The sequence below is a fragment of the Sinomonas humi genome (assembly GCF_000802235.1).
In the GTDB taxonomy this organism is placed as follows: domain Bacteria; phylum Actinomycetota; class Actinomycetes; order Actinomycetales; family Micrococcaceae; genus Sinomonas; species Sinomonas humi.
In genome coordinates, this window is the sequence record NZ_JTDL01000140.1 from 1 (window position 1) to 18,586 (window position 18,586).

20 protein-coding genes, 1 tRNA gene and 1 pseudogene are annotated in these 18,586 nt (G+C 68.1%); 12 read left to right on the forward strand and 10 right to left on the reverse strand.

Annotated features, from left to right (window positions below; all coding sequences use genetic code 11):
- From LK10_RS22350 to LK10_RS14795, 5 genes and pseudogenes are all read left to right on the forward strand, one after another.
- A pseudogene (locus tag LK10_RS22350) lies at positions 1-286 on the forward strand (UTP--glucose-1-phosphate uridylyltransferase); the annotation flags it as partial.
- Positions 287-291: 5 nt separating this feature from the next.
- Positions 292-909: a GNAT family N-acetyltransferase gene (locus tag LK10_RS14780; protein WP_043125241.1), complete on the forward strand. Its 618-nt coding sequence runs from the start codon at positions 292-294 to the stop codon at positions 907-909.
- A gap of 81 nt (positions 910-990) precedes the next feature.
- Complete coding sequence (locus LK10_RS14785; protein WP_043125245.1) at positions 991-1,938, forward strand: hypothetical protein; 948 nt, start codon at positions 991-993, stop codon at positions 1,936-1,938.
- Positions 1,939-1,988: 50 nt separating this feature from the next.
- On the forward strand, positions 1,989-2,768 hold the full coding sequence (locus tag LK10_RS14790) for an SDR family oxidoreductase (RefSeq protein WP_043125247.1): 780 nt from the start codon (positions 1,989-1,991) through the stop codon (positions 2,766-2,768).
- Positions 2,769-2,823: 55 nt separating this feature from the next.
- Positions 2,824-2,896 (forward strand) — tRNA-Ala (locus LK10_RS14795).
- Positions 2,897-3,028: 132 nt separating this feature from the next.
- Here LK10_RS14795 and LK10_RS14800 read toward each other — a convergent pair.
- The 7 genes from LK10_RS14800 to LK10_RS14830 all read right to left on the reverse strand — a co-directional run bounded on the left by LK10_RS14800 (position 3,029) and on the right by LK10_RS14830 (position 8,789).
- On the reverse strand, positions 3,029-3,505 hold the full coding sequence (locus tag LK10_RS14800; RefSeq protein WP_052207407.1) for a DUF805 domain-containing protein: 477 nt from the start codon (positions 3,503-3,505) through the stop codon (positions 3,029-3,031).
- Between the two features lie 83 nt (positions 3,506-3,588).
- Positions 3,589-4,440 carry an amino acid ABC transporter permease gene (locus LK10_RS14805; protein WP_052207408.1) on the reverse strand — a complete coding sequence of 284 codons (852 nt, stop codon included), beginning with the start codon at positions 4,438-4,440 and terminating at the stop codon, positions 3,589-3,591.
- Entirely contained in the window at positions 4,437-5,084 is a 648-nt protein-coding gene (locus LK10_RS14810) for an amino acid ABC transporter permease (protein WP_043125249.1), read from the reverse strand. Before LK10_RS14810 ends, LK10_RS14805 begins: the two co-directional genes overlap by 4 nt.
- Positions 5,085-5,099: 15 nt before the next feature.
- Positions 5,100-6,074, reverse strand: coding sequence for a glutamate ABC transporter substrate-binding protein (locus LK10_RS14815; RefSeq protein WP_043125251.1), 975 nt, complete (start codon positions 6,072-6,074; stop codon positions 5,100-5,102).
- Between the two features lie 68 nt (positions 6,075-6,142).
- Positions 6,143-7,132, reverse strand: a complete 990-nt coding sequence (locus tag LK10_RS14820) for a malate dehydrogenase (RefSeq protein WP_043125253.1) — start codon at positions 7,130-7,132, stop codon at positions 6,143-6,145.
- Positions 7,133-7,226: 94 nt separating this feature from the next.
- The gene (corA, locus tag LK10_RS14825; RefSeq protein WP_043125255.1) at positions 7,227-8,225 is read right to left on the reverse strand and encodes a magnesium/cobalt transporter CorA; all 999 of its coding nucleotides are present in this window, start codon (positions 8,223-8,225) and stop codon (positions 7,227-7,229) included.
- A 42-nt stretch (positions 8,226-8,267) separates the two neighbouring features.
- The gene (locus LK10_RS14830; protein WP_052207409.1) at positions 8,268-8,789 is read right to left on the reverse strand and encodes an Lrp/AsnC family transcriptional regulator; all 522 of its coding nucleotides are present in this window, start codon (positions 8,787-8,789) and stop codon (positions 8,268-8,270) included.
- A gap of 102 nt (positions 8,790-8,891) precedes the next feature.
- Here LK10_RS14830 and LK10_RS14835 point away from each other — a divergent pair, with 102 nt between their 5' ends.
- Complete coding sequence (locus LK10_RS14835) at positions 8,892-10,172, forward strand: MFS transporter (protein ID WP_043125257.1); 1,281 nt, start codon at positions 8,892-8,894, stop codon at positions 10,170-10,172.
- On the opposite strand, the gene LK10_RS14840 is transcribed toward LK10_RS14835, so the two are convergent.
- Both LK10_RS14840 and LK10_RS14845 read right to left on the reverse strand, forming a co-directional pair.
- Positions 10,173-10,637: an Lrp/AsnC family transcriptional regulator gene (locus tag LK10_RS14840; RefSeq protein WP_052207441.1), complete on the reverse strand. Its 465-nt coding sequence runs from the start codon at positions 10,635-10,637 to the stop codon at positions 10,173-10,175.
- A gap of 46 nt (positions 10,638-10,683) precedes the next feature.
- Positions 10,684-11,946: an MFS transporter gene (locus tag LK10_RS14845; RefSeq protein ID WP_043125262.1), complete on the reverse strand. Its 1,263-nt coding sequence runs from the start codon at positions 11,944-11,946 to the stop codon at positions 10,684-10,686.
- Positions 11,947-12,002: 56 nt separating this feature from the next.
- Between LK10_RS14845 and LK10_RS14850 the strand changes: the two genes are divergently transcribed.
- Positions 12,003-12,968, forward strand: a complete 966-nt coding sequence (locus LK10_RS14850; RefSeq protein ID WP_043125265.1) for a LysR substrate-binding domain-containing protein — start codon at positions 12,003-12,005, stop codon at positions 12,966-12,968.
- Between the two features lie 65 nt (positions 12,969-13,033).
- Here LK10_RS14850 and LK10_RS14855 read toward each other — a convergent pair whose 3' ends face one another.
- Complete coding sequence (locus LK10_RS14855; RefSeq protein ID WP_043125514.1) at positions 13,034-14,050, reverse strand: nitronate monooxygenase; 1,017 nt, start codon at positions 14,048-14,050, stop codon at positions 13,034-13,036.
- Between the two features lie 48 nt (positions 14,051-14,098).
- On the opposite strand from LK10_RS14855, the gene LK10_RS14860 reads away from it, so the two are divergent.
- The 5 genes from LK10_RS14860 to LK10_RS14880 all read left to right on the forward strand — a co-directional run bounded on the left by LK10_RS14860 (position 14,099) and on the right by LK10_RS14880 (position 18,583).
- Positions 14,099-14,971, forward strand: a complete 873-nt coding sequence (locus LK10_RS14860; RefSeq protein WP_081998577.1) for an N-acetylglucosamine kinase — start codon at positions 14,099-14,101, stop codon at positions 14,969-14,971.
- 126 nt (positions 14,972-15,097) lie between these two features.
- On the forward strand, positions 15,098-16,240 hold the full coding sequence (locus tag LK10_RS14865; protein WP_052207410.1) for an ABC transporter ATP-binding protein: 1,143 nt from the start codon (positions 15,098-15,100) through the stop codon (positions 16,238-16,240).
- Positions 16,240-16,923 carry an ABC transporter permease gene (locus tag LK10_RS21975; protein WP_052207411.1) on the forward strand — a complete coding sequence of 228 codons (684 nt, stop codon included), beginning with the start codon at positions 16,240-16,242 and terminating at the stop codon, positions 16,921-16,923. The genes LK10_RS14865 and LK10_RS21975 overlap by 1 nt, the downstream gene beginning before the upstream one ends.
- The gene (locus tag LK10_RS21980; protein WP_043125268.1) at positions 16,920-17,624 is read left to right on the forward strand and encodes an ABC transporter permease; all 705 of its coding nucleotides are present in this window, start codon (positions 16,920-16,922) and stop codon (positions 17,622-17,624) included. Before LK10_RS21975 ends, LK10_RS21980 begins: the two co-directional genes overlap by 4 nt.
- The gene (locus tag LK10_RS14880) at positions 17,621-18,583 is read left to right on the forward strand and encodes an ABC transporter substrate-binding protein (protein WP_043125269.1); all 963 of its coding nucleotides are present in this window, start codon (positions 17,621-17,623) and stop codon (positions 18,581-18,583) included. Before LK10_RS21980 ends, LK10_RS14880 begins: the two co-directional genes overlap by 4 nt.
- Positions 18,584-18,586: the final 3 nt, after the last annotated feature.

Consider the following 18,586-nt stretch of genomic DNA (forward strand, 5'->3'; position numbering starts at 1 on the left):
GCATCCGGCGGTGTTCGGGGTGCTGGAGGAGACGGAGCCGGGCCGTGGCGGGGAGATCCAGCTCACGGATGCGCTGCAGACCCTGGCCCGTCGTGAGGGCGAGGGCGGGGGCGTGTACGGGGTTGTGTTCCGGGGGCGCCGGTATGACACGGGGGACAAGCTCAGCTACCTCAAGGCCGTCGTCACCCTCGCCTGCGGGCGCGAGGAGTTCGGCGAGGACCTGCGGTCTTGGCTGCGTGACTTTGTGTCCGAGGGCGCCGACGTGCCTTCGGCCGCAGGCGCCTGACGACGATGTGGGGGCCGGGCACCTGGCCGGTCTCGCTCGGATCTGGCGATATCGGGCTGCGTCCGATACGCCTTTCGGACCGCGCCGAGTGGATGGCGCTCAGGGCGCGGAATGCCGAGTGGCTTGCACCCTGGGAGGCTTCCAATCCGCAGCCCGGGGGCAGCTTGCCCACCTTCCGCCAGATGGTGCGTTCGCTCAATCAGCAGGCGCGCGAAGCATCGGCGCTGCCGTTCGTCATAACGCTTGCGGATCCCCACAGCAGCCGTCCACCGATCGTCGGGCAGCTGACCGTTTCCTCGATAATCTGGGGCTCCGCGCTCATGGCCACGCTCGGCTACTGGGTCGACCACGAACACGCCGGGCGCGGCATCGCTCCTACGGCAGTAGCGCTTGCGACCGACCACTGCTTCTTTTCCCTTGGGCTCCACAGGATGGAGATCAACATCAGGCCGGAGAACGGGCCGAGCCTTCGAGTCGTAGAGAAGCTCGGGTTCCGGTATGAGGGCCTCCGGCCGCGCTATCTGCACATCGCGGGGCAGTGGGCGGACCACGAGTCGTTTGCGCTCACCGCGGAGGAAGTGCCCGAAGGCCTCACCGCCCGCTGGCTTGCATCGCGAGCCTGAAATCGGCGCGTCTTACTGCAGTATGACGACACACCGGGCGGAATCCGGCGGCCCGATCAGCTCGCCTCCTACGGTTTTGTCATGGACTTCACTCTCAGCAGCTCGACGGTGCTCGGCGCCGCCGTTGTCCTGTGGCTGCTGTGGGGTGCGCCTTACCTATTGCGCCGTCTCCGGCCTGCCGGAGAGACCGGCCTTCTGATGGCCGCGGCCAATCAGGACGACGACGAAGCGGCCCTTGCGCCGTCGTCGGTAGCTGGGTCACAGCGGACAGGGACTGCCACCGCTAAGCCAGCCCAAGCCAATGCCATGCCCGCCCGTCGATCCCCGGAGGAGGGGAAGCACGTGACCGACCAGACCCCAGCCCCCAGCAGGCTGCGAATCCGCTGGGGACGCTGCGCTCTGGCCGGCCTTGGTCTTCTTGGCCTCGTCGTGGCCGTGATCGGGGGTGTCCTCTCGGCATTCCAGATAGCAAGCGGTGCTGTTCCGCTCGGGGGCTTGGCTGTCCTCGTGGTTTCGGTTGCCACTCTGCGTCGGCTTGCAGTAGGGGACAGGCGCCGTCGCCTCGACGCGGCCTTCCGCTCCGCTATGACGACCGCTCCCGCTTCTTCACTGCAGGTGCCCGAGGCGCCCCGCCGCGAGGCCACGGAGGTGTTCGACCATCAGCCAGTTGCCGAACCGGCGCCCGCTCCGTTGAACCGAGACCAACTCCGTGCCGCCGCTCTCGAAGTGGCGCGCGCGGCGCAGAAGTCCGCCGCGGAGGCCGCGAGCCGTGAAGGCGTGGCGGATGCAGATCCTTGGGAGCCGGTCGAGGTCCCGAAGCCTGCCTACATGGAGTCTGCAAAGGCCGATCGAGAGGCGCCTGAACCCTTCGAGCGGCCGGAGCAGCCAAAGCCTGAGGGCAAGGTCACGCTCAAGCCGAAGCCGGAAACTGAAGACGTGCCCGGCGTTCCTACCGTGCCTTCCGCCCGACCGGCGGGGCGTGGGGCGCTCGGCAACTTGGACGCCGTGCTCCAGCGCCGTCGCGCCTGACCTGCGGCAGGGGAATGCGGCTATGGCGGCCGGCCGATAGTCTCGCTTCTATGACGCTCCTCGCTGTCGCGGGCGGCACTGGCCACGCTGGCTCCGCCGTCGTCCGTGAAGCCCTTTCGCGCGGTTATGAGGTCCGCTCGTTCAGCCGCCACTTCCCTCCGAAGGCCGCTGCTGTCGAGGGCGTCGATTACGTGCTCGCGGACGCTGCGACCGGCGAGGGGCTCGCCGCCGCGCTCGATGGCGCCGTGGCCGTTGTGGACGCTCTGGAGGTCCGCGGAAGGGCCGCGCAGCGCGCCTTCCCCGAAGCAGGACGTCGCCTGCTCGCCGCAGCCTACGGCTCTGGCCTCCAGCGCGCGGTCATGCTCTCGATCGCTCAATGCGACCAGGTGTCCTTCGGCTACTACCGCTCAAAGGTCGCCAAGGAGCAGGCGTACGACGGCGCGAAGCTGCCTACCGTCGTCGTGCGCGCCGCGCAGTTCCACTCGCTGTTGGCGGAGGTCTTCGCATACGGGAGCCGTCTCCATGTTGTGCCGTCCTTGCCCGGGGCCCAGATGCAGCCGATCGACACGGCGGACGTGGCGCGGGCGCTCGTGGACGCCGCCGTCGAGGAATCATCGCCGGATCACCTGCGGCGCACAGTGAGCGGGCCGGAGACCAAGCTCGTGCGGGATTTCGCGGAGGAATGGAAGGCAGCCGTGGGCTCGACGGCACGCATCCTGGACCTTCCGGTGCCCGTCCCTTACTTCTCTGAGGGCCGCAATCTCGCCCCGGGGACGGCCTACGGGACCACCACTTTCGCGCAGTGGCTCGAGGGGCGTCGAGGGGCCTAACGAATTTGTCTTGAACGTCTCCGCCCAGTAAGGTTGAACCCGCACCAAGTACCGCGGGGTCTTAGCTCAGTTGGTAGAGCGCTTCGTTCGCATCGAAGAGGTCAGGGGTTCAAATCCCCTAGGCTCCACGTTTTTTTGAACGCCCTCGGCACCAAGGCCGGGGGCGTTTTTGTGTGCCTGTCCGCAGGTTGCCCGGTCGTCTCCGGACTGATCGTCCCCGGACTGATCGTCTCGGACTGATCGTCCCGAACCCTGGTCCCTTAGGCCTGCGGCGGATACGGCTGCTGAGGATACGGCGGCTGCGGGTAGGCCTGGCTCGGGCGGTCGAAGCGCTGCCCCGCGGGATTAGGGGGCATGATCATGAACACGAAGAGCGCGATCCAGCCGAGCACGGGGATGAGTGCGAGCAGGAGGAGCCAGGCACTGAGGTTCGCGTCGTGCAGTCGGCGAGCGCCTACCGCGAGCGAGGGAACGACAGTCGCGAGGAACCACAGACCGCCAAGGGCGCTGGACGTCCCGGTGCTGCCGTTCCCGGTCGAACCGGCGGCGTTGATGATGCCCGAGACGATCGCGGAGGCGAGCGCCCACCACCAGTATTCGCTCCGGCTCGCCCGGCCCCAGAATACCGAGTACTTCTTCCAGAAGCGCTTGATCGCCTCGATAGGCGGTGCTCCGTAGTAAGGGAGCTCGAGCGGGACGTTGGCCTGAGTGGGATATTGGGGCTGATAGCTGGCCATAATTCGGCCCTCCTGCGCCGAGAGGTTCAATAGCGCCCATGCTAGGAGCGTGCGTGCCCCGGCCGGAAGGGCGGAAAGTCCCGTTAGCCGATGCCTGCAGGTACTCCCGCCCGCGATGCCCGGCCCGTCCGCACCGTGCGGCGGGAGATGCGCCGTTCGAGGTAGCGGGCGAGGTGGGAGATGAGGACGTTGGTCACCACGTAGACCGCCGCGATGACGAGATACGTCTGGATGAGGTGGTTCGTGTAGGCCGTGAGGTTGTTCGCGGTCTTCATGAGCTCGGGATAACTCACGGCGTAGCCGAGCGTCGTGTCCTTGAGCAGCACAACGAGCTGGGCCACCATCGATGGCACGACAATTCGCACGGCTTGCGGCAGGACGATGAAGCGCGTTGCCTGGGAATGGCGCAGACCGATGCTCAGCGCGGCCTCGACCTGGCCCGCTGGCAGGGCGAGGATGCCGGCGCGGAAGATCTCCGCCATCACCCCAGAGCTGCACAGCGAGATTGGGATGACGAGCTTCCAGAAGATGTCAGGGTTGATCCCGTACGTCGGGAGCCCACTCACAAAGATGTACACGACGAGCAGGAGCGGGACCGACCGAAAGAACTCGATGTAGATCGTGGCCGGCCAACGGATCCACGCCCGGCGGGAGGTGCGTCCGATCGCCATGAGAAGCGCGGTGGGGATGGCGATCACGGCAGATATCGCCGCAGCGATTGCCGTGTTGCCGAGCCCCGCCAGAAGGAACTGGATGTAAGGCCACTGTGTGAACTCGGCCCATCGATCGCCCGCGAGCTGCCCCGCGGCACCGAAGCGCTGGACTATGAGGACGACGACGGCGGCGATCACGATGATGCTCGCAGCCGTCACGAGCCGGATCACACGCCGGCCTCGGGGACCCACTGCGTCGAAGACATGCTCTTGGGAGCTCATCGTTGCACCCTCCATCGCTTCTCGAGCCAGGCTCCGAACCCTCCGGCGAGGAGGGAGATGATCACATATGCGAACGCGGCGACCATGTAGGCGGTCAGGCCGAGGGCGGCTTGGTTGTTGATCTCCGAGACCTGCAGGGTGAGGTCCTTCACGCCGATCACGCCGGCAAGCGAGGAACTCAGGAGAATGCCGATGAAGACGTTCACGAGCGGCTGCACCACGCTCCGGTAGGCCTGCGGGAACAGGACATGGCGGAGCACCCCGAAGAAATCGAGCCCGATGGACCGCGCTGCTTCAATCTGGCCCACCGAGACGGCGTTCACGCCCGTGCGGATCGCTTCGCATGTGAAGGCTCCGCCGAGCAGAGCCATCGACAGTGCGGCACATGTGAAGAGGTCGAACGTGATCCCGATGTCCGGCAGGCCGAACGTCACGACCACGAGCAGGCTGATCAAGGGGATGTTGACGAACAGCTCGACGTAGAGGCGTCCGACGGCCCGCAGCGGGACGATCGGGCTGATTCGGAAGGCCGCTGCGATCGTCCCGAGCACAAGCGAGCCGATGAAACTCACGGCGGTGAGCCGCGCCGTCATCCATAGGCCTGCGAGCAGCTCGGGCAGGTAGGTGGTGAACAGCTCCTGCATCGCGTTCCCGTGGCCTCAGGCGGTGATGGCGGGGGGAGTGGGTGGCTCCGTCTTGACGACCTGCCCGACGGTTGCCTTCCACAGAGCCGCCCACGAGCCGTCGGCCTCCATGACCTTGAGCCACGCGTTGACGAACGCAAGTGCGTCGCTGCCCTTGTGGAGGCCGATGCCGTAGGGGTCGGCGTTGCCGAAGGGCTGCCCGACGAGCTTCACGTCGTTGTTCTTGGCTGCGTCGGAGAGCAGGATCGACTGGTCGATCACATAGGCATCGACACGTCCTTGCTGGACCGCCGCGAGGCATTTCGGGTTGTCGTCGAACGTCTGGACGTTCGCCTTCGGGGCGTACTTCTGGAGGAGGGCGACGCCGGTGCTCGCCGACTGGGTGGCCACATTCTTGCCTGCGAGGTCGTCGACCGAGTTGATGTCGTTCGTGGTCGACTTGACGAGGATCGCCGACTGCGAGACGTAGTACGGCCCGGCGAAGTCGACCTTCTGCTGCCTGGCCGGGGTGATCGAATACGTTGCGACGACGAGGTCCACGGAGTTGTTCTGAAGGAGCGTCTCACGAGTGTCAACGGTTACCTGGCTCAGGTTTTCCTTGGGCTGGCCGGTGATGTACTTCGCCAGGAGCTGGGAGATGCCGGCATCGAATCCGGCCACCTTTCCCGTCGCGGGATCGCGGAGAGAGAAGAGCGACGACGTGTCCGTGCCTCCGCGGTTGATCACACCGCGCGCCTTGATGGCTTTGGCCCACGAGTTCGCGTCCACGAGCGAGGCATCAGCGACCGCTCCCTTTGCGAGGACGGCGTCGTAGGCAGCGAGGTCTATGACGGAACCAGAAGCTCCACCCGAGGACCCCGAACCCGAGGGGGCCGGGAGGGACGGGGAACTCGAGCACGCAGCGAGCGCACCTCCCCCCAAGGCCCCGATTCCGAGGCCAAGGAGCCCTCGCCGTGTGAGCTCGCCCTGACTGATCTTGAGTCGATCCATCCCAGTTCCTCCACTTCCCCTGATCACTTGCGAATTCTGCCCTCTGCGGCCCCGAGGCCGTTGGTTTCCTACCCGATGAGACCCAGCGTTCGCACGGACTCCCGTTCCTGCTCGAGCTCCTTTACCGACGCTTCGATGCGCACCTTGGAGAACTCCGGGACTTCGAGCCCCGGAACGATCTCCCAACCCCCTTCAATCGAACGGACCGGGAATGAGCTGACGAGTCCCTTGGGTACCCCGTAGGAGCCATCCGAAACGACGCCGGCCGAGGTCCAGGAAGCATCGCCGCCCAGCACCCAGTCATGCACCTGGTCGATCGCTGCGCTCGCGGCGCTTGCTGCTGAGGAGGCGCCGCGCGCCTCAATGATCTCCGTTCCACGCCGAGCCACTCTCGGAATGAACTCCTGCTCAACCCACTCTTGTTCGACGAGCGAGGCGATGGGCTGGCCGCCAGCGGTCGCATGAGTGATGTCGGGGTACTGGGTGGCCGAGTGGTTTCCCCAGATCGTCAGGCCGTCGATCTCGGAGGTACGGCACCCGAGCTTCGCGGCAAGCTGGGCGAGGCCCCGGTTGTGGTCGAGCCGAGTCATTGCGGTGAAGCGCTCGGCAGGCACGTCGGGGGCGTGCGCTGCCGCGATGAGCGCGTTGGTGTTGGCGGGGTTCCCGACGACGAGGACGCGGATGTCGTCAGCCGCGTGGTCATTGATAGCACGCCCCTGCGGACCGAAGATGCTGCCATTCGCGGCAAGCAGATCGGCTCTCTCCATGCCAGCCGCGCGGGGCCGTGCGCCGACAAGGAGGGCAACGTCTGCGCCGTCGAACGCCTCCTCCGCGCGGTCGGTGACGTCGATGCTGTCCAGGAGGGGGAACGCGCAGTCATCGAGCTCGAGAGCCGTGCCCTCTGCGGCGTGGACGGCAGCGGGGATCTCAAGCAGGCGGAGTCTCACCCGAGTCGTGGGACCGAGCATCGCGCCGCTCGCGATCCGGAACAGGAGTGCGTACCCGATCTGGCCCGCGGCACCGGTGATCGTCACTGTGGACTTCTGAGGCTCGGTCATGCTCCTCCTCCTGACGGGTCGTCGTCGGACGGAGCGCGCCCTCAGGCGCGCCGCAGGGCCAGTCTAAGCACGGCACACAGCGCGCTTACGCCATTTAGAGCCACTTACGCCACTTGAAGATGAGCCACAGTACGAACCCGGCGACCACCATGAGACCGAGCCCGTACGGGTAGCCGTACTGCCAGTCGAGCTCTGGCATGTTCTTGAAATTCATCCCGTAGATGCCCGTCACGAGCGCGGGCGCGAAGAAGATCGCCGCCCACGAGGAGATCCTTTTGACCTGCTCGTTCTGCGCGAGAGCCGTCTCGTTCTGGCGGCTCGCAGTGAGCGTCCCGTCGAGGACAAGGGCGTTCTGGAGGATGTCCCTGAACGCATCGGCGCGCGAGATCACCTGCTCTACGTGGTCGCGCACGTCACGGAGATTGCGTTGGAGCTCGAGGTCTACGTGATACTTCTCGAATCCCCGCTCGAGTCCTTCGATGAGGTGGCGCAGCGGGTGGATGGCGCGCTGGAACTGGATGACCTCGCGGGTGAGTTCGTAGATGCGCCGCGAGACGGCCGAGCTGCCTTGGAAGAGCTCGTCCTCGATCTCGTCGATATCGTTCTCGAGGCCTCCGACCACGGGCGAATAGTCGTCCACCACCCGATCCAGCAGGGCGTACAGGACGGCCTGGGGTCCGCACGCGAGAAGGTCGGGCTCGGCCTCGAGACGCTTCCTGACTTCCCCGACGCCCGCGGTCTCGGCATGGCGAACCGTGACCACGAAATTGGGACCGGTGAAGATGTGCAGTTCACCGAACTCGACGGTCTCGGTCGCGTCGTCGTAGCGGGCCGGCCGGAGCACGGTGAAGAGGATCTCGCCGTACCGCTCCGCCTTCGGGCGCTGGTGGGCGTGCACTGCGTCCTCCACGGCAAGGTCATGAAGGCGGAACTCGTGTGCGACCTGGGCCATTTCGTCGGGGGTGGGACGGTAGAGGCCGATCCAGGCCATGCTGCCGCCCAGGGCCTCGAGCGTCTCGAACGTCTGCTCGAGGCTTTCGGGGTGCGCCGCCCGTTGGCCCCCGACGTAGACGGCGTTGTCGATAATCGTCACTGGCACATTATGGCGTGGGTGGCTGGCACACCATCGCGCGGATCACTGACCCTCCTCGGGTGCCTTCGGTTCGCCTTCCGACCGGGCCCCTCCGACAGCATCGAGCGAACGGCGGAGCAGCTGGTCGGCCCGATAGCCGATATGAGTGTGCAGTGCCAAGACGGTCTCGGAGCGGATGACTCCGCGAATGCGCAGGACGCTGCGGAGAGCCGACTGGAGGCCGTGGGTGTCAGTCGCGGCAAGGCGGCACCAGATGTCACCCCGGCCCGAAATCTCGTGTGCTTCGAGGATCGAGGGGATGCGTCTCAGCCCCGCAATGACCGCGTCGAGCTCGCGGTGCACGACCTCGAGTGTCATGAAAGCCACGACGTCGTAACCGAGGGCTTCGAGATCGACTTCCCTGCCACCCCCGCGCAGGATCTCAGCGCGCTGGAGGCGACGGAAGCGGGACTGGACAGTGTTGCGGGCTACGCCGAGGCGTTCGGCCAGATCGGCGATCTGTGCTCTCGGGTCCTCGATGAGGGCCAGGAGGAGCTTGGTGTCGAGGGCGTCGAGCGTGCTCAATGATCACTCCGTTGTGTAGATCCATGAACTCTTCTGAGCATAACGCTCAATTGAGCTTCGAAGGATTGATCGCGAGAGTCAATAATCTCTGACACTTGCATCATGTCCCTCTTCGCTGAGCTCCGCATGCGTCCGCTCGAGTCTGCCCCAGCCAGGACCGATCGCGGCTGGGACGCGTCCCGCAGCGCCCGTCTGGCGCTCAGCGGGGGCACGCTGTTCGTGCTGCTCATCGGGGCCAACCTCGCCACCCCGCTCTACCCGCTCCTCGCGGCACGCCTCGGGCTGAACGCACTCGGCATCTCGGTCGCGTTCGCAAGCTACGTCGTGAGCCTCATGGCCGTCCTGCTCCTCGCTGGACACTGGTCGGATCACATCGGGAGACGGGCCGCTCTGACCCTCGCCGTCCTTCTGGGCATCGCAGGGCTGGCCGTATTCGCGTCCGCAGGGTCCCTGCTCATGCTCTGTGTTGGCCGAGCGCTCCATGGAGCCGCAGTTGCGCTGGCGACCGGGGCGAGTGCTGCCTCACTCCGAGAGCTGCTTCCCGGGCGTCCGCAATGGGCGGCTCGGGCCACGCTCCTTTCGAGCTCCGGAGGAGTTGCGCTTGGCCCGGTTCTGGGCGGTCTCCTCGCGGTGGGGAGCCAGCCGACGGCGCTGCCGTTTCTCGCCTGTGGGTCTGTCCTCGTGCTCTTGCTCGCCCCGCTCGTCCTCGTCCGGGCCCGGCCGGCAATGCGGCCACCGGGAGAGGTGCGCCGCTCGCGTCTCCTCGCCCCACGTGGTCTCTCGCTCGGTCTTGGGACTGCGAGGGGACTGTTCTGGAGGGCGGCCGCTGTGGGATTCCTGAGCTTCGCGGTCTTCGGTTACTGCCTCTCGCTCGCTCCGGGCTACTTCTCCGCCGCGCTCCACCTCACCTCCCTCCCAGCTGTGGGGGCGGTCGCGGGCCTCGCGCTCGCGGCGTCGGCTGCCGTCCAGCTCGCGGGCCGTCGTCGTTCTTCCTCACGGACCTCGATCCCTGCGGCGCCGCTGGGCCTTCTCCTCTTGGGGGCGGGCACGCTGGCCGCCGGGCTTGCCGCCCACGCGGCTGTCGCCGTCGTTCTCGTCCTGGCGATCGTGGCCGCCGGAGTGGGGCAAGGCATCGCGTTTCGTGCGCTCTTCGAAGAACTGGCCGCGGCAGTCGCGCCGGATCGGCACGCGCAGGCGGTGAGCGCGCTCTACGTCGTGACGTACCTCGGGAGCGCGGTACCGGTGGTCGGACTCGGCGCATTGGCGGCAGCAGTGGGCGTATCGACCGCCTCCGACATATTCACATCTGCCTGTGCGGCAGCCGCCGGGATCCTCGCCGTAATCTGCTGGCGGCCGCGTGGTAGCCGGGTTGGCCCGAGCTGATCAGTCCGGAAGCGGCCCGCGGCCGGGGATCTGCTCGAAGACGAGGGTCGTCTCAGTGTGGCCGACAACGGGGTCGGTGGTGAGGTTGTCGAGCACCCAGTCGCGTAGTTCTTCCGTGCTGCCGACGGCGATGTGGAGGAGGTAGTCGACAGCGCCGGACGTGTGGAAGGTCGCGAGCACACCCGGAAGTCCTGGCACCCTCGACGTGAAGGAATCGATCTGGTCGCGATCGTGGGCGCGCAGGCTCACCGAGATGAGGGCCTGGACGCTGCGGCCGACGGCGCTGAGGTTCACCTTCGCCTCGTAGCCCGTGATGATGCCCCGCTCGGACAGCGCACGTGTGCGCATGAGCGCTGTCGACGGCGCGATGCCCACGAGTTCGGCGAGCTGCTTGTTGGTCATCCGAGCGTCCTCGACGAGAGCCGCGAGGATCCGGCGGTCGACATCGTCGAGCGGTTCGGCCATGGCCACGGGGCTCCCTCCTTGGGCGGCTGACGGCAGCCACCCCATCCTAGCGGCCGGCCGGAGCGCCCTCCTCCGCGGGATGGACGACGGCGGCGACCGCGCCGGTTGCGAGTGCGAGGACGGCGATCCCAAGGGCGAGGCAACCCCAGCCGAGGTCTTGGAAGACGAAACCCCCGAGCCAGCCGAGGAGGCTGGACCCGGCGTAGTAGAAGAGGTTGTAGAGCGACGCGGCCTGGGCTTTGCCGGTGCTGGCCAAGGCGCCCGTCCAGCCCGAGCCGAGGCCGTGGGCGGCGAAGAAGCCGGCGGTCAGCGCGACGAGGCCCACGAGGATTGCGGGGAGCCAGTCGACGGCTGTCAGCAGGACACCCGCGGCCATCACTGCCATGCTTGCCACGACGACACTGCGGCGCCCGAATCGCTGGCTGAGGCGGGCGGCATACCCCGACGAGAACGTGCCCGAGAGGTAGGCGAGGAACAACAGGCTCGTGATCGCCACCGGGAGTCCGAATGGTTGCGCCTCGAGCCGGTACCCCAAGTAGTTGTAGACCGCCACGAATCCGCCCATGAGCGTGAACGCCTGAAGGTAGAGCGCGAGGAGGCGGCGGCTGCGGAGCTGGCGACCGAGCAGCTGCACGGCGTGCCGCGCACTTTCGCGCACGCCCTGGGGACCAGCATCATGCCGTTTCCGCAGGGGGACGAATCCGCGCTGCCGGGGCGCTAGGGCCACGAAGGCTCCGGCCGCCACGGCTCCAAGGACGGCGACGGCGAAGATCGCCGCCCGCCAGCCCCACACGTCGGCGAGGGGGCCCGCGACTAGCCGACCCAGGAGGCCGCCAACAGTCGTCCCGGCAACGTAGGTCCCGGCGGCGAGGGCGGCATGTGCTCGCTGGACTTCCTCGTTGAGATACGCCACAGCGAGGGCGGGAACCGCGCCGAGCGCGGCTCCTTCGAGGCAGCGGAGCGTGAGCAGGAGGCCCACCGTGGGCGAGAAAGGGGCGAGCAGGCCGAGGATGGTTGCCGCCGTGACTCCTGCCGTCATTGCGGGGACACGCCCGATGCGGTCTGCGACGAACGACCACGGCAGGACGGCCACGGCGAGGCCCAGCGTCGCGAGCGAAACCGTGAGCGCGGATTGAGCGGCGTCGATGTGGAGCTCGGCCGAGATCCTGGGAAGGAGGGCCTGGGTCGAGTAGAGCTGTGCAAACGTCGCGACACCGGCGAACGCGAGGGCAGCCAGGAGCCTGCGGTAGCCGCGGCTTCCCTTGGCATGCCCAGTCCAAACGGGGGAGATCGAGGGGGAGGACGGCACTATTCCACGGTAGAAGGATCGTTCTCATGCGTCCAATACATTATGATCTGGGACATATGGCTGATTCGCATGAATTACCGCTTCACGGGGAGCTCGCCCGGCTGCTCCCGCTCCTCCCCGTCCTCGACGCGGTCGGGCAGACACGCCATGTGACTGCCGCCGCCGAGCTCTTGGGGGTCCCCCAGCCCACGGTGAGCCGAGCGCTGGCGCGGGCGGCCGCCGTCGTCGGCACCGAACTCGTGCGAAAGGAGGGGCGCGGCATCCGCCTGACCCCCGCCGCCGAGCAGCTACTTCCCGCGGTGCGGAGCGCGCTCGAGGTGCTGCAGGCAGGGCTCGATGACCTGCACGAACGGCGGCAGGAGGCGCGCGGCGTCGTGCGCCTGAGCTTCCAGATGACCTTCGGCGAGGCCGCGGTCCCCGCACTCATCCGCGGGTTCCGGACAGCGCACCCGGACGTGCGGTTCGAGCTCGTCCAAGGGTCCCGGCAGCGGTGTCTCGACGTGCTCGCGGCGGGGGAGGTGGATCTTTCGATCGTCTCGCCCGTGCCGCGCCCGGGCCGCCAGCTCGATTCCGAGACGCTCTGCGTGCAGCCCCTGCGCCTCGCGGTGCCCGCAGGCCATCGCCTCGCATCGCGGGGACGGGTTCGCTTCCAAGAGGCCGCGCGGGAGCCTTTCGTCGTCCTTGAGCGCGGCTATGGAATGCGCAGCATCATGGACAGGCTCTTTCGCGAGGCCGGCGCGCGCCCGGACATCGCCTTTCAAGGCCAGGATTCGCGGACGCTCCTCGGCCTCGTCAGCGCCGGCCTCGGCGTCGCGCTCGTTCCCCCTTCGCGTGCCACGCACTCTGCCGTCCACACGCCCGATCTGGGATGGGTTGAGCTCGAACTCGAGGATGCCGATGCAGTGCGCGAGATCGGTCTCGTCTGGCCGAGAATCGTCGGCGAGCCCCTTCAAGTGCGGCTGTTCCGCGAGCACATCCTGCGCGAGGAGCCGGATGCCTTGCTCGACGCGTTCGGGATCTGACCCCTCGTCCGGGGGATCTCGCCGCTCGTGCCACGTTTCGACGAGTGGCCACGTCTCGCCAGGGATTACTCGGCGAAGCGCGCTACAACCTCCGCCGCCGGCTCATCGCGGGCCTCCCTCCAGCCGGTCCCAGCCCACAGGTTCGTCCCCTCGGGATCGCCTGCGGCCACAGCGGCCGCCCGCAAGGGAGCCGTGAGGTAATGCAGCGTCGGGTAGCCAGCCGGCGCGTCGGCGAAGTCCCGCATGAACGTGTTCTCGAGCCCCCGGGCCGTCTTGCCCGAGAAAGCCCGTGTCTGGGCCGTTCGTTGGAAGGCCGGGTCCGCCAGCGCGGCTCTGTGCACCGGATTCGTCCCCGCCTCTTGCGTCCGCAGGAATGCCGTTCCGAGCTGGACGGCAGCCGCTCCGGCGGAACGGACGGCATGAGCGGCCTGACGCGTGCCGATACCGCCCGCTGCAAGAACCGGGATCCCGACGGCGGCGCGCACCGCAGAGACGAGGTCGGGAAGCTCCCCGGCAAACGCAGGGCCAGGCGAGAACGCCCCGAAGTGCCCGCCCGCAGCGGGATGCTGGACGACGACGGCGTCCACCCCGAGCTCCTCGGCGGCACGTGCCTCGCCGGGGTCCGTCACGGTCTGGATCACGAATGCGCCCGCCCTCCGAAGACTCGCGACGTCGCCGGCGCTCGGGAGGGCGAACGTGAGCGAGACGACCGGCGGCACACGCTCGAGGAGGCGTGCGAGCTTCGCCGGGTGCGCGTCGTCGTCCGTCCATCTCGGCTCCGGAAGTTCGACGCCGAGCCGCTCCGCGAGGGGCCGGAGCCGCTCACGGTAGGCGAGGATGGCCTCGCGGTCTACCGGCTCGCTCGTCGGGACGAAGAGATTGACCCCGAACGCGAGGCCCGTCGCGAACAGCTCGTCCACCTCCCTTGCCATGGCGTCCGGCGTCTTGTAGCCGGCCGCGAGGAAGCCGAGCCCACCCGCGCGGCTCACGGCCTCGGCCAACGCCGGGCGGCTCGGGCCGCCGGCCATGGGGGCGCCGACGACGCCCACCCCGAAGAGCCCTTCGGGCAGTTCTCGATCCATGCTCAGTACTCTAGGCGGGTGAACACAGGCTCAGCCCCGAGGGGCACCATGATCGGGCTCGACATCGGCGGCACGAAGACGCGCGGCATCAAGGTGGTCGACGGCGAGGTCGTGGACGACCGCGAGGCAGGGAGCGCGAACGTCCAGAATGTCACGCGCGAGGAAGCGGCGGCCAACCTCGCCGCGCTCTTCTCGGAGCTTGACGGCTCGGACGCGGCGCGCGTCTTCGTCGGTTCAGGCGGGATCGATACGGAGGCCGACGCTGAGGCGCTCGCTGCACTCATCCGGCCCCACACGCCGAACGCGACCGTCACCGTGGTGCACGATTCGAGGCTCCTGCTGGCTGCGGGGCACGCGCGTACGGGGGTCGCGGTGATCGCGGGAACCGGCTCCGCGGCGTGGGGAACCAACGACGACGGCGACGAAGCCCGCGCGGGCGGTTGGGGCTATCTCCTCGGCGACGAGGGCAGCGGCTACTGGCTCGCCCGCGAGGCGGTCCGCTACAGCCTCCACCGGATGAACCTCGGCCTTGAGCCGGACGAGCTCACCGCCTCGCTCCTGGACAGCGCCGGGCTCGCAGAGCCCGGGGAACTCATCGCGCACTTCCACGACCCCGCAACCGGCCGCCGCTACTGGGCGCAGCGCGCGCGGATCGTGGTCGAAGCGGCGGGCGCCGGCCACGCCGGGGCGGGCTTCATGCTCGACCAGGCGGCCCACGACCTCGCCCGGATGGCCGCCCAGGTGGCGCGGCAGCTCGGCATCGAGGGGCCCGTCATCCTGGGGAGCGGGCTCGGGATGAACGTGAGCAGGCTCCAGGCCGGCTTCCGCGCGGCGCTCGAAGAGCAGGGGATCGAGGACGTCCGGGTGCTCGACCGCGATCCCGTCTTCGGGACGATCGAGCTTGCCGCCCGGGGAGGCTGAGGCGACGGATTTTCAGCGGCGCTCGCGCCCGTGAACGCTGGTAGGCTCGCCTCAGCCAGAGCGGTACAAGCCATCCACCCAGGACAGGCCTCCAAGCAGATGAGAGGCCTTCAAGCGAGGACCAGCATGACCGAAGCCATGATCGAGTTCCGCGAGGTGAGCAAGGTCTACGGCGGAGCCACAGCCGTCGACCGGCTCAGCCTGACCGTGCCTCGGGGCCAGATCACCGTCTTCGTCGGCCCGTCCGGCTGTGGGAAGACCACCTCGCTCCGCATGGTCAATCGCATGGTGGAGCCGAGTTCGGGGACGATCATCGTCGACGGACAGGATGTCTCCACGCTGCCGGCCGCCAAGCTGCGTCGTTCCATGGGTTACGTCATGCAGGCCGCGGGTCTCATGCCACACCGCACGGTCGTCGACAACATCGCCACTGTGCCCCGTCTCAACGGGGTCTCACGGCGAAGCGCCCGGGCCCGCGCGCGCGAGCTGCTCGACGTCGTCGGCCTCCCGCAGGCGCTCGCGAGCCGCTACCCCGCGCAGCTATCCGGGGGCCAGCAGCAGCGCGTCGGTGTCGCCCGGGCCCTCGCCGCCGACCCTCCCGTGCTCCTTATGGACGAGCCGTTCAGCGCCGTCGACCCGGTGGTTCGCCACGAGCTGCAACAGGAGCTTCTGCGGCTCCAGCGCGAGCTCGGCAAGACGATCGTGTTCGTCACCCACGATATTGACGAGGCGGTGCTGCTCGGCGAGCGGATCGCCGTCTTCGGGGTGGGCGGGCGCCTCGCGCAGGTGGCGGGACCTGAGGAGATCCTGCGCGCGCCCGCCGACGACTTCGTGGCCGGCTTCGTGGGCCGGGACCGTGGCTTTCGGCACCTCGGCTTCTACGACGACTCCGGGCTCGCCGTCGAGGGCGCCGAGACTCTGCCCAAGTCGGCCCTGCCCAATGCGCGGCCTGCGGAGTGGACCGTGGTGGTCGACGACGGCGGGAGACCCGCCGGGTGGGCGTCGCCGAAGGAGCCGGGCACGCTCGTCAGCGGGGGCTCGCTGCACCGGGCGGGGGCGTCGCTGAGGACCGCGCTCGATGCCGCGCTGTCCTCGCCCTCGGGGCGCGGCGTGGTCATTGACGACGACGGCCGGTTCCTCGGCACGGTCGGCGCCACAGCGGTCATCGCCCAGGCGGATCGCCGGCGAGCCGAGGCGCAGCGGGAACGGGCCGGGTCCCAGGGAACAGCGCGGGCTGGGGCGGAGACGATGGCTGGGGGTGGCACCTGATGGAATGGGCCATCGCGAATGCCGGTCGCATCCTCTCGCTGGCGGGGCAGCATCTGGTCCTGGCGATCGTGCCGCTCGTGCTCGGTCTGATCATCAGCCTCCCGCTGGCCCAGCTCGTTCGGCACAACCGCGCATGGCGCACAGGGCTCCTGACCCTGAGTTCGGTGCTGTACACGGTGCCCTCGCTCGCGCTGTTCATCATCCTGCCCGTCGTGCTCGGGACCCGGATCCTGGACCCTGTGAATGTCGTCGTGGCGCTGACCGTGTACGCGGTCGCACTCCTCATGCGCTCCGCATTGGACTCCCTCGACTCGGTGGACGGTGGGCTGAGCCTTGCCGCGCAGGCACTCGGACACACCGCGGTCACGCGGTACTTCCAGGTCGACCTCCCGCTCTCGCTCCCCGTCCTCGTGGCGGGCCTCCGGGCCGTCTCGGTGAGCAACATCTCGCTCGTGAGCGTCGCGGCCCTCGTCGGGATGCCGAACCTTGGCATCCTGTTCACCGAAGGGCTCCAGCGCGATTTCGTGACGGAGATCGTCGTCGGCCTCATTGCGATCCTCGTCCTCGCGCTCCTTATGGACCTCCTTCTCGTGGTGCTCGGCCGGTTCCTCTCACCGTGGGCGCGGTTCGCCTCGGGCGGGGTGCCGGGCAGGGGAGCGTCCGGCCGAAGGGCGGCGGCGTGAACCTCTTCGAGCAGACGTGGGCGTGGTTCGCCGATCCCCTCCAGTGGTCGGGATACTCGAGCATCCCCACGCGCCTCGGAGAGCACGTCTTCTACACCCTCCTGACCGTTGTCATCGCGAGCGCGATTGCTCTGCCGATCGGGGCCTTCGTGGGCCACACCGGCCGGGGGCGGGTCGTCGTCGTCGCCCTCGCTGGAGCGTTGCGCGCGGTGCCGACCCTCGGGCTCCTCGTCCTTTTCGTGCTCCTCGCCGGCATCGGGCTCATGCCGCCCATCTGGGCGCTCGTGATCCTCACCGTCCCGCCGATCCTTGCGGGAACCTACTCGGGAATCGCCGCCGTCGCCCCAGTGGTCGTCGATGCGGCGCGCGCGCAGGGGATGCGCGAATTGCAGATCCTGTTCGGTGTCGAACTCCCGAATGCCGCCCCCGTGATCTTCGGCGGAATCCGGGCCGCGGTCCTGCAGGTCATCGCGACGGCGACCGTCGTCGCCTACACGAATCTCGGGGGGCTCGGCCGGTACATCTTCGACGGCCTCGCCCTCTCCGACTACCCCCAGATGCTCGGCGGTTCCGTCCTCGTGGCGGTGCTCGCCGTCGTCGCCGATCTCATCCTTGGCGTGCTTCTTCGGCGCCTCGGTCCTCGCTCGGCCTCCAAGCGGAAGATTCCGGCTCCGGAGGCCCTAAAGGAAGGAATGCCATGACCAGTCACCTGCCCTCCATCCCGCGACGCGGGGCGGTCGCCGCACTGGCCGCGGGCCTTGGGCTGACGCTCGCGCTCAGCGCGTGCGGAGGCTCGTCCAATCCGCTGAGCTCGGGCGGCGCGTCGAGTTCGGCGGCGTCCGGTGGCTCCAAGACGCTCGTCGTGGGGTCCGCGGACTTCACCGAGAGCCAGATCATCGCCGAACTCTACGCCGGTGCCCTCAATGCGGCGGGGATCCCCGCGACGACCAAGCCCAACATCGGCGCCCGCGAGGTCTACTACAAGGCTGTCCAGGACGATTCGATCGACATCGTGCCCGACTACACGGGGAACCTGCTCCTCTACTTGGACCCGAAGGCGACGCAGGTTTCGGCCTCTGACATCGCCTCGGCCCTCCCGAACAAGCTGCCGAAGGGCCTCGGGGTCCTCGATCCGGCCCAGGCCGAGGACAAGGACGCCATGGTCGTCACGAAGGCCACGGCGACGAAGTACTCGCTCGAGAGCATTGCCGACATGTCCAAGGTCTGCAGCGACCTCGTCATCGGTGCCCCGGCGACGTTCGAGCAGCGCGCCTACGGGCTGCCGGGGCTCAAGTCCAAGTACAACTGCGTGCCCAAGCAGTTCCAGCCGTTCAACGACGGCGGCGGCCCGGTCACGCTCAAGGCCCTCCTTTCGAATGACATCCAAGTTGCCGACATCTTCACGACGACCCCGTCGATCCCGGACAACGACCTCGTGGTTCTCGCCGACCCGAAGAACAACTTCATCGCGCAGCAGGTTGTGCCGCTTGTGAACACGGCCAATCTGACCGACGCCGCGAAGAAGGTGCTCAACAACGTCTCCTCCAAGCTCACGACGACCGACCTGATCAACCTGAACCGGGCGGTCAGCGGGAACCAGAAGCAGAGCCCGGCCGATGCAGCGAAGGCCTGGCTCAAGGACAAGGGGCTCGCGTCGTAGCCG

Excerpts from the sequence above, each read along its gene's own strand:
- LK10_RS14840 (WP_052207441.1), bottom strand. The coding sequence starts at position 10,637 with ATGGCCGAACCGCTCGACGATGTCGACCGCCGGATCCTCGCGGCTCTC.
- LK10_RS14800 (WP_052207407.1), bottom strand. The coding sequence starts at position 3,505 with ATGGCCAGCTATCAGCCCCAATATCCCACTCAGGCCAACGTCCCGCTC.
- LK10_RS14835 (WP_043125257.1), top strand. The coding sequence starts at position 8,892 with ATGTCCCTCTTCGCTGAGCTCCGCATGCGTCCGCTCGAGTCTGCCCCA.
- LK10_RS14810 (WP_043125249.1), bottom strand. The coding sequence starts at position 5,084 with ATGCAGGAGCTGTTCACCACCTACCTGCCCGAGCTGCTCGCAGGCCTA.
- LK10_RS14820 (WP_043125253.1), bottom strand. The coding sequence starts at position 7,132 with ATGACCGAGCCTCAGAAGTCCACAGTGACGATCACCGGTGCCGCGGGC.
- LK10_RS14850 (WP_043125265.1), top strand. The coding sequence starts at position 12,003 with ATGGCTGATTCGCATGAATTACCGCTTCACGGGGAGCTCGCCCGGCTG.
- LK10_RS14880 (WP_043125269.1), top strand. The coding sequence starts at position 17,621 with ATGACCAGTCACCTGCCCTCCATCCCGCGACGCGGGGCGGTCGCCGCA.
- LK10_RS14855 (WP_043125514.1), bottom strand. The coding sequence starts at position 14,050 with ATGGATCGAGAACTGCCCGAAGGGCTCTTCGGGGTGGGCGTCGTCGGC.
- LK10_RS14865 (WP_052207410.1), top strand. The coding sequence starts at position 15,098 with ATGACCGAAGCCATGATCGAGTTCCGCGAGGTGAGCAAGGTCTACGGC.
- LK10_RS14780 (WP_043125241.1), top strand. The coding sequence starts at position 292 with ATGTGGGGGCCGGGCACCTGGCCGGTCTCGCTCGGATCTGGCGATATC.
- LK10_RS14815 (WP_043125251.1), bottom strand. The coding sequence starts at position 6,074 with ATGGATCGACTCAAGATCAGTCAGGGCGAGCTCACACGGCGAGGGCTC.
- LK10_RS14805 (WP_052207408.1), bottom strand. The coding sequence starts at position 4,440 with ATGAGCTCCCAAGAGCATGTCTTCGACGCAGTGGGTCCCCGAGGCCGG.
- LK10_RS14790 (WP_043125247.1), top strand. The coding sequence starts at position 1,989 with ATGACGCTCCTCGCTGTCGCGGGCGGCACTGGCCACGCTGGCTCCGCC.
- LK10_RS21975 (WP_052207411.1), top strand. The coding sequence starts at position 16,240 with ATGGAATGGGCCATCGCGAATGCCGGTCGCATCCTCTCGCTGGCGGGG.
- LK10_RS14860 (WP_081998577.1), top strand. The coding sequence starts at position 14,099 with ATGATCGGGCTCGACATCGGCGGCACGAAGACGCGCGGCATCAAGGTG.
- LK10_RS14785 (WP_043125245.1), top strand. The coding sequence starts at position 991 with ATGGACTTCACTCTCAGCAGCTCGACGGTGCTCGGCGCCGCCGTTGTC.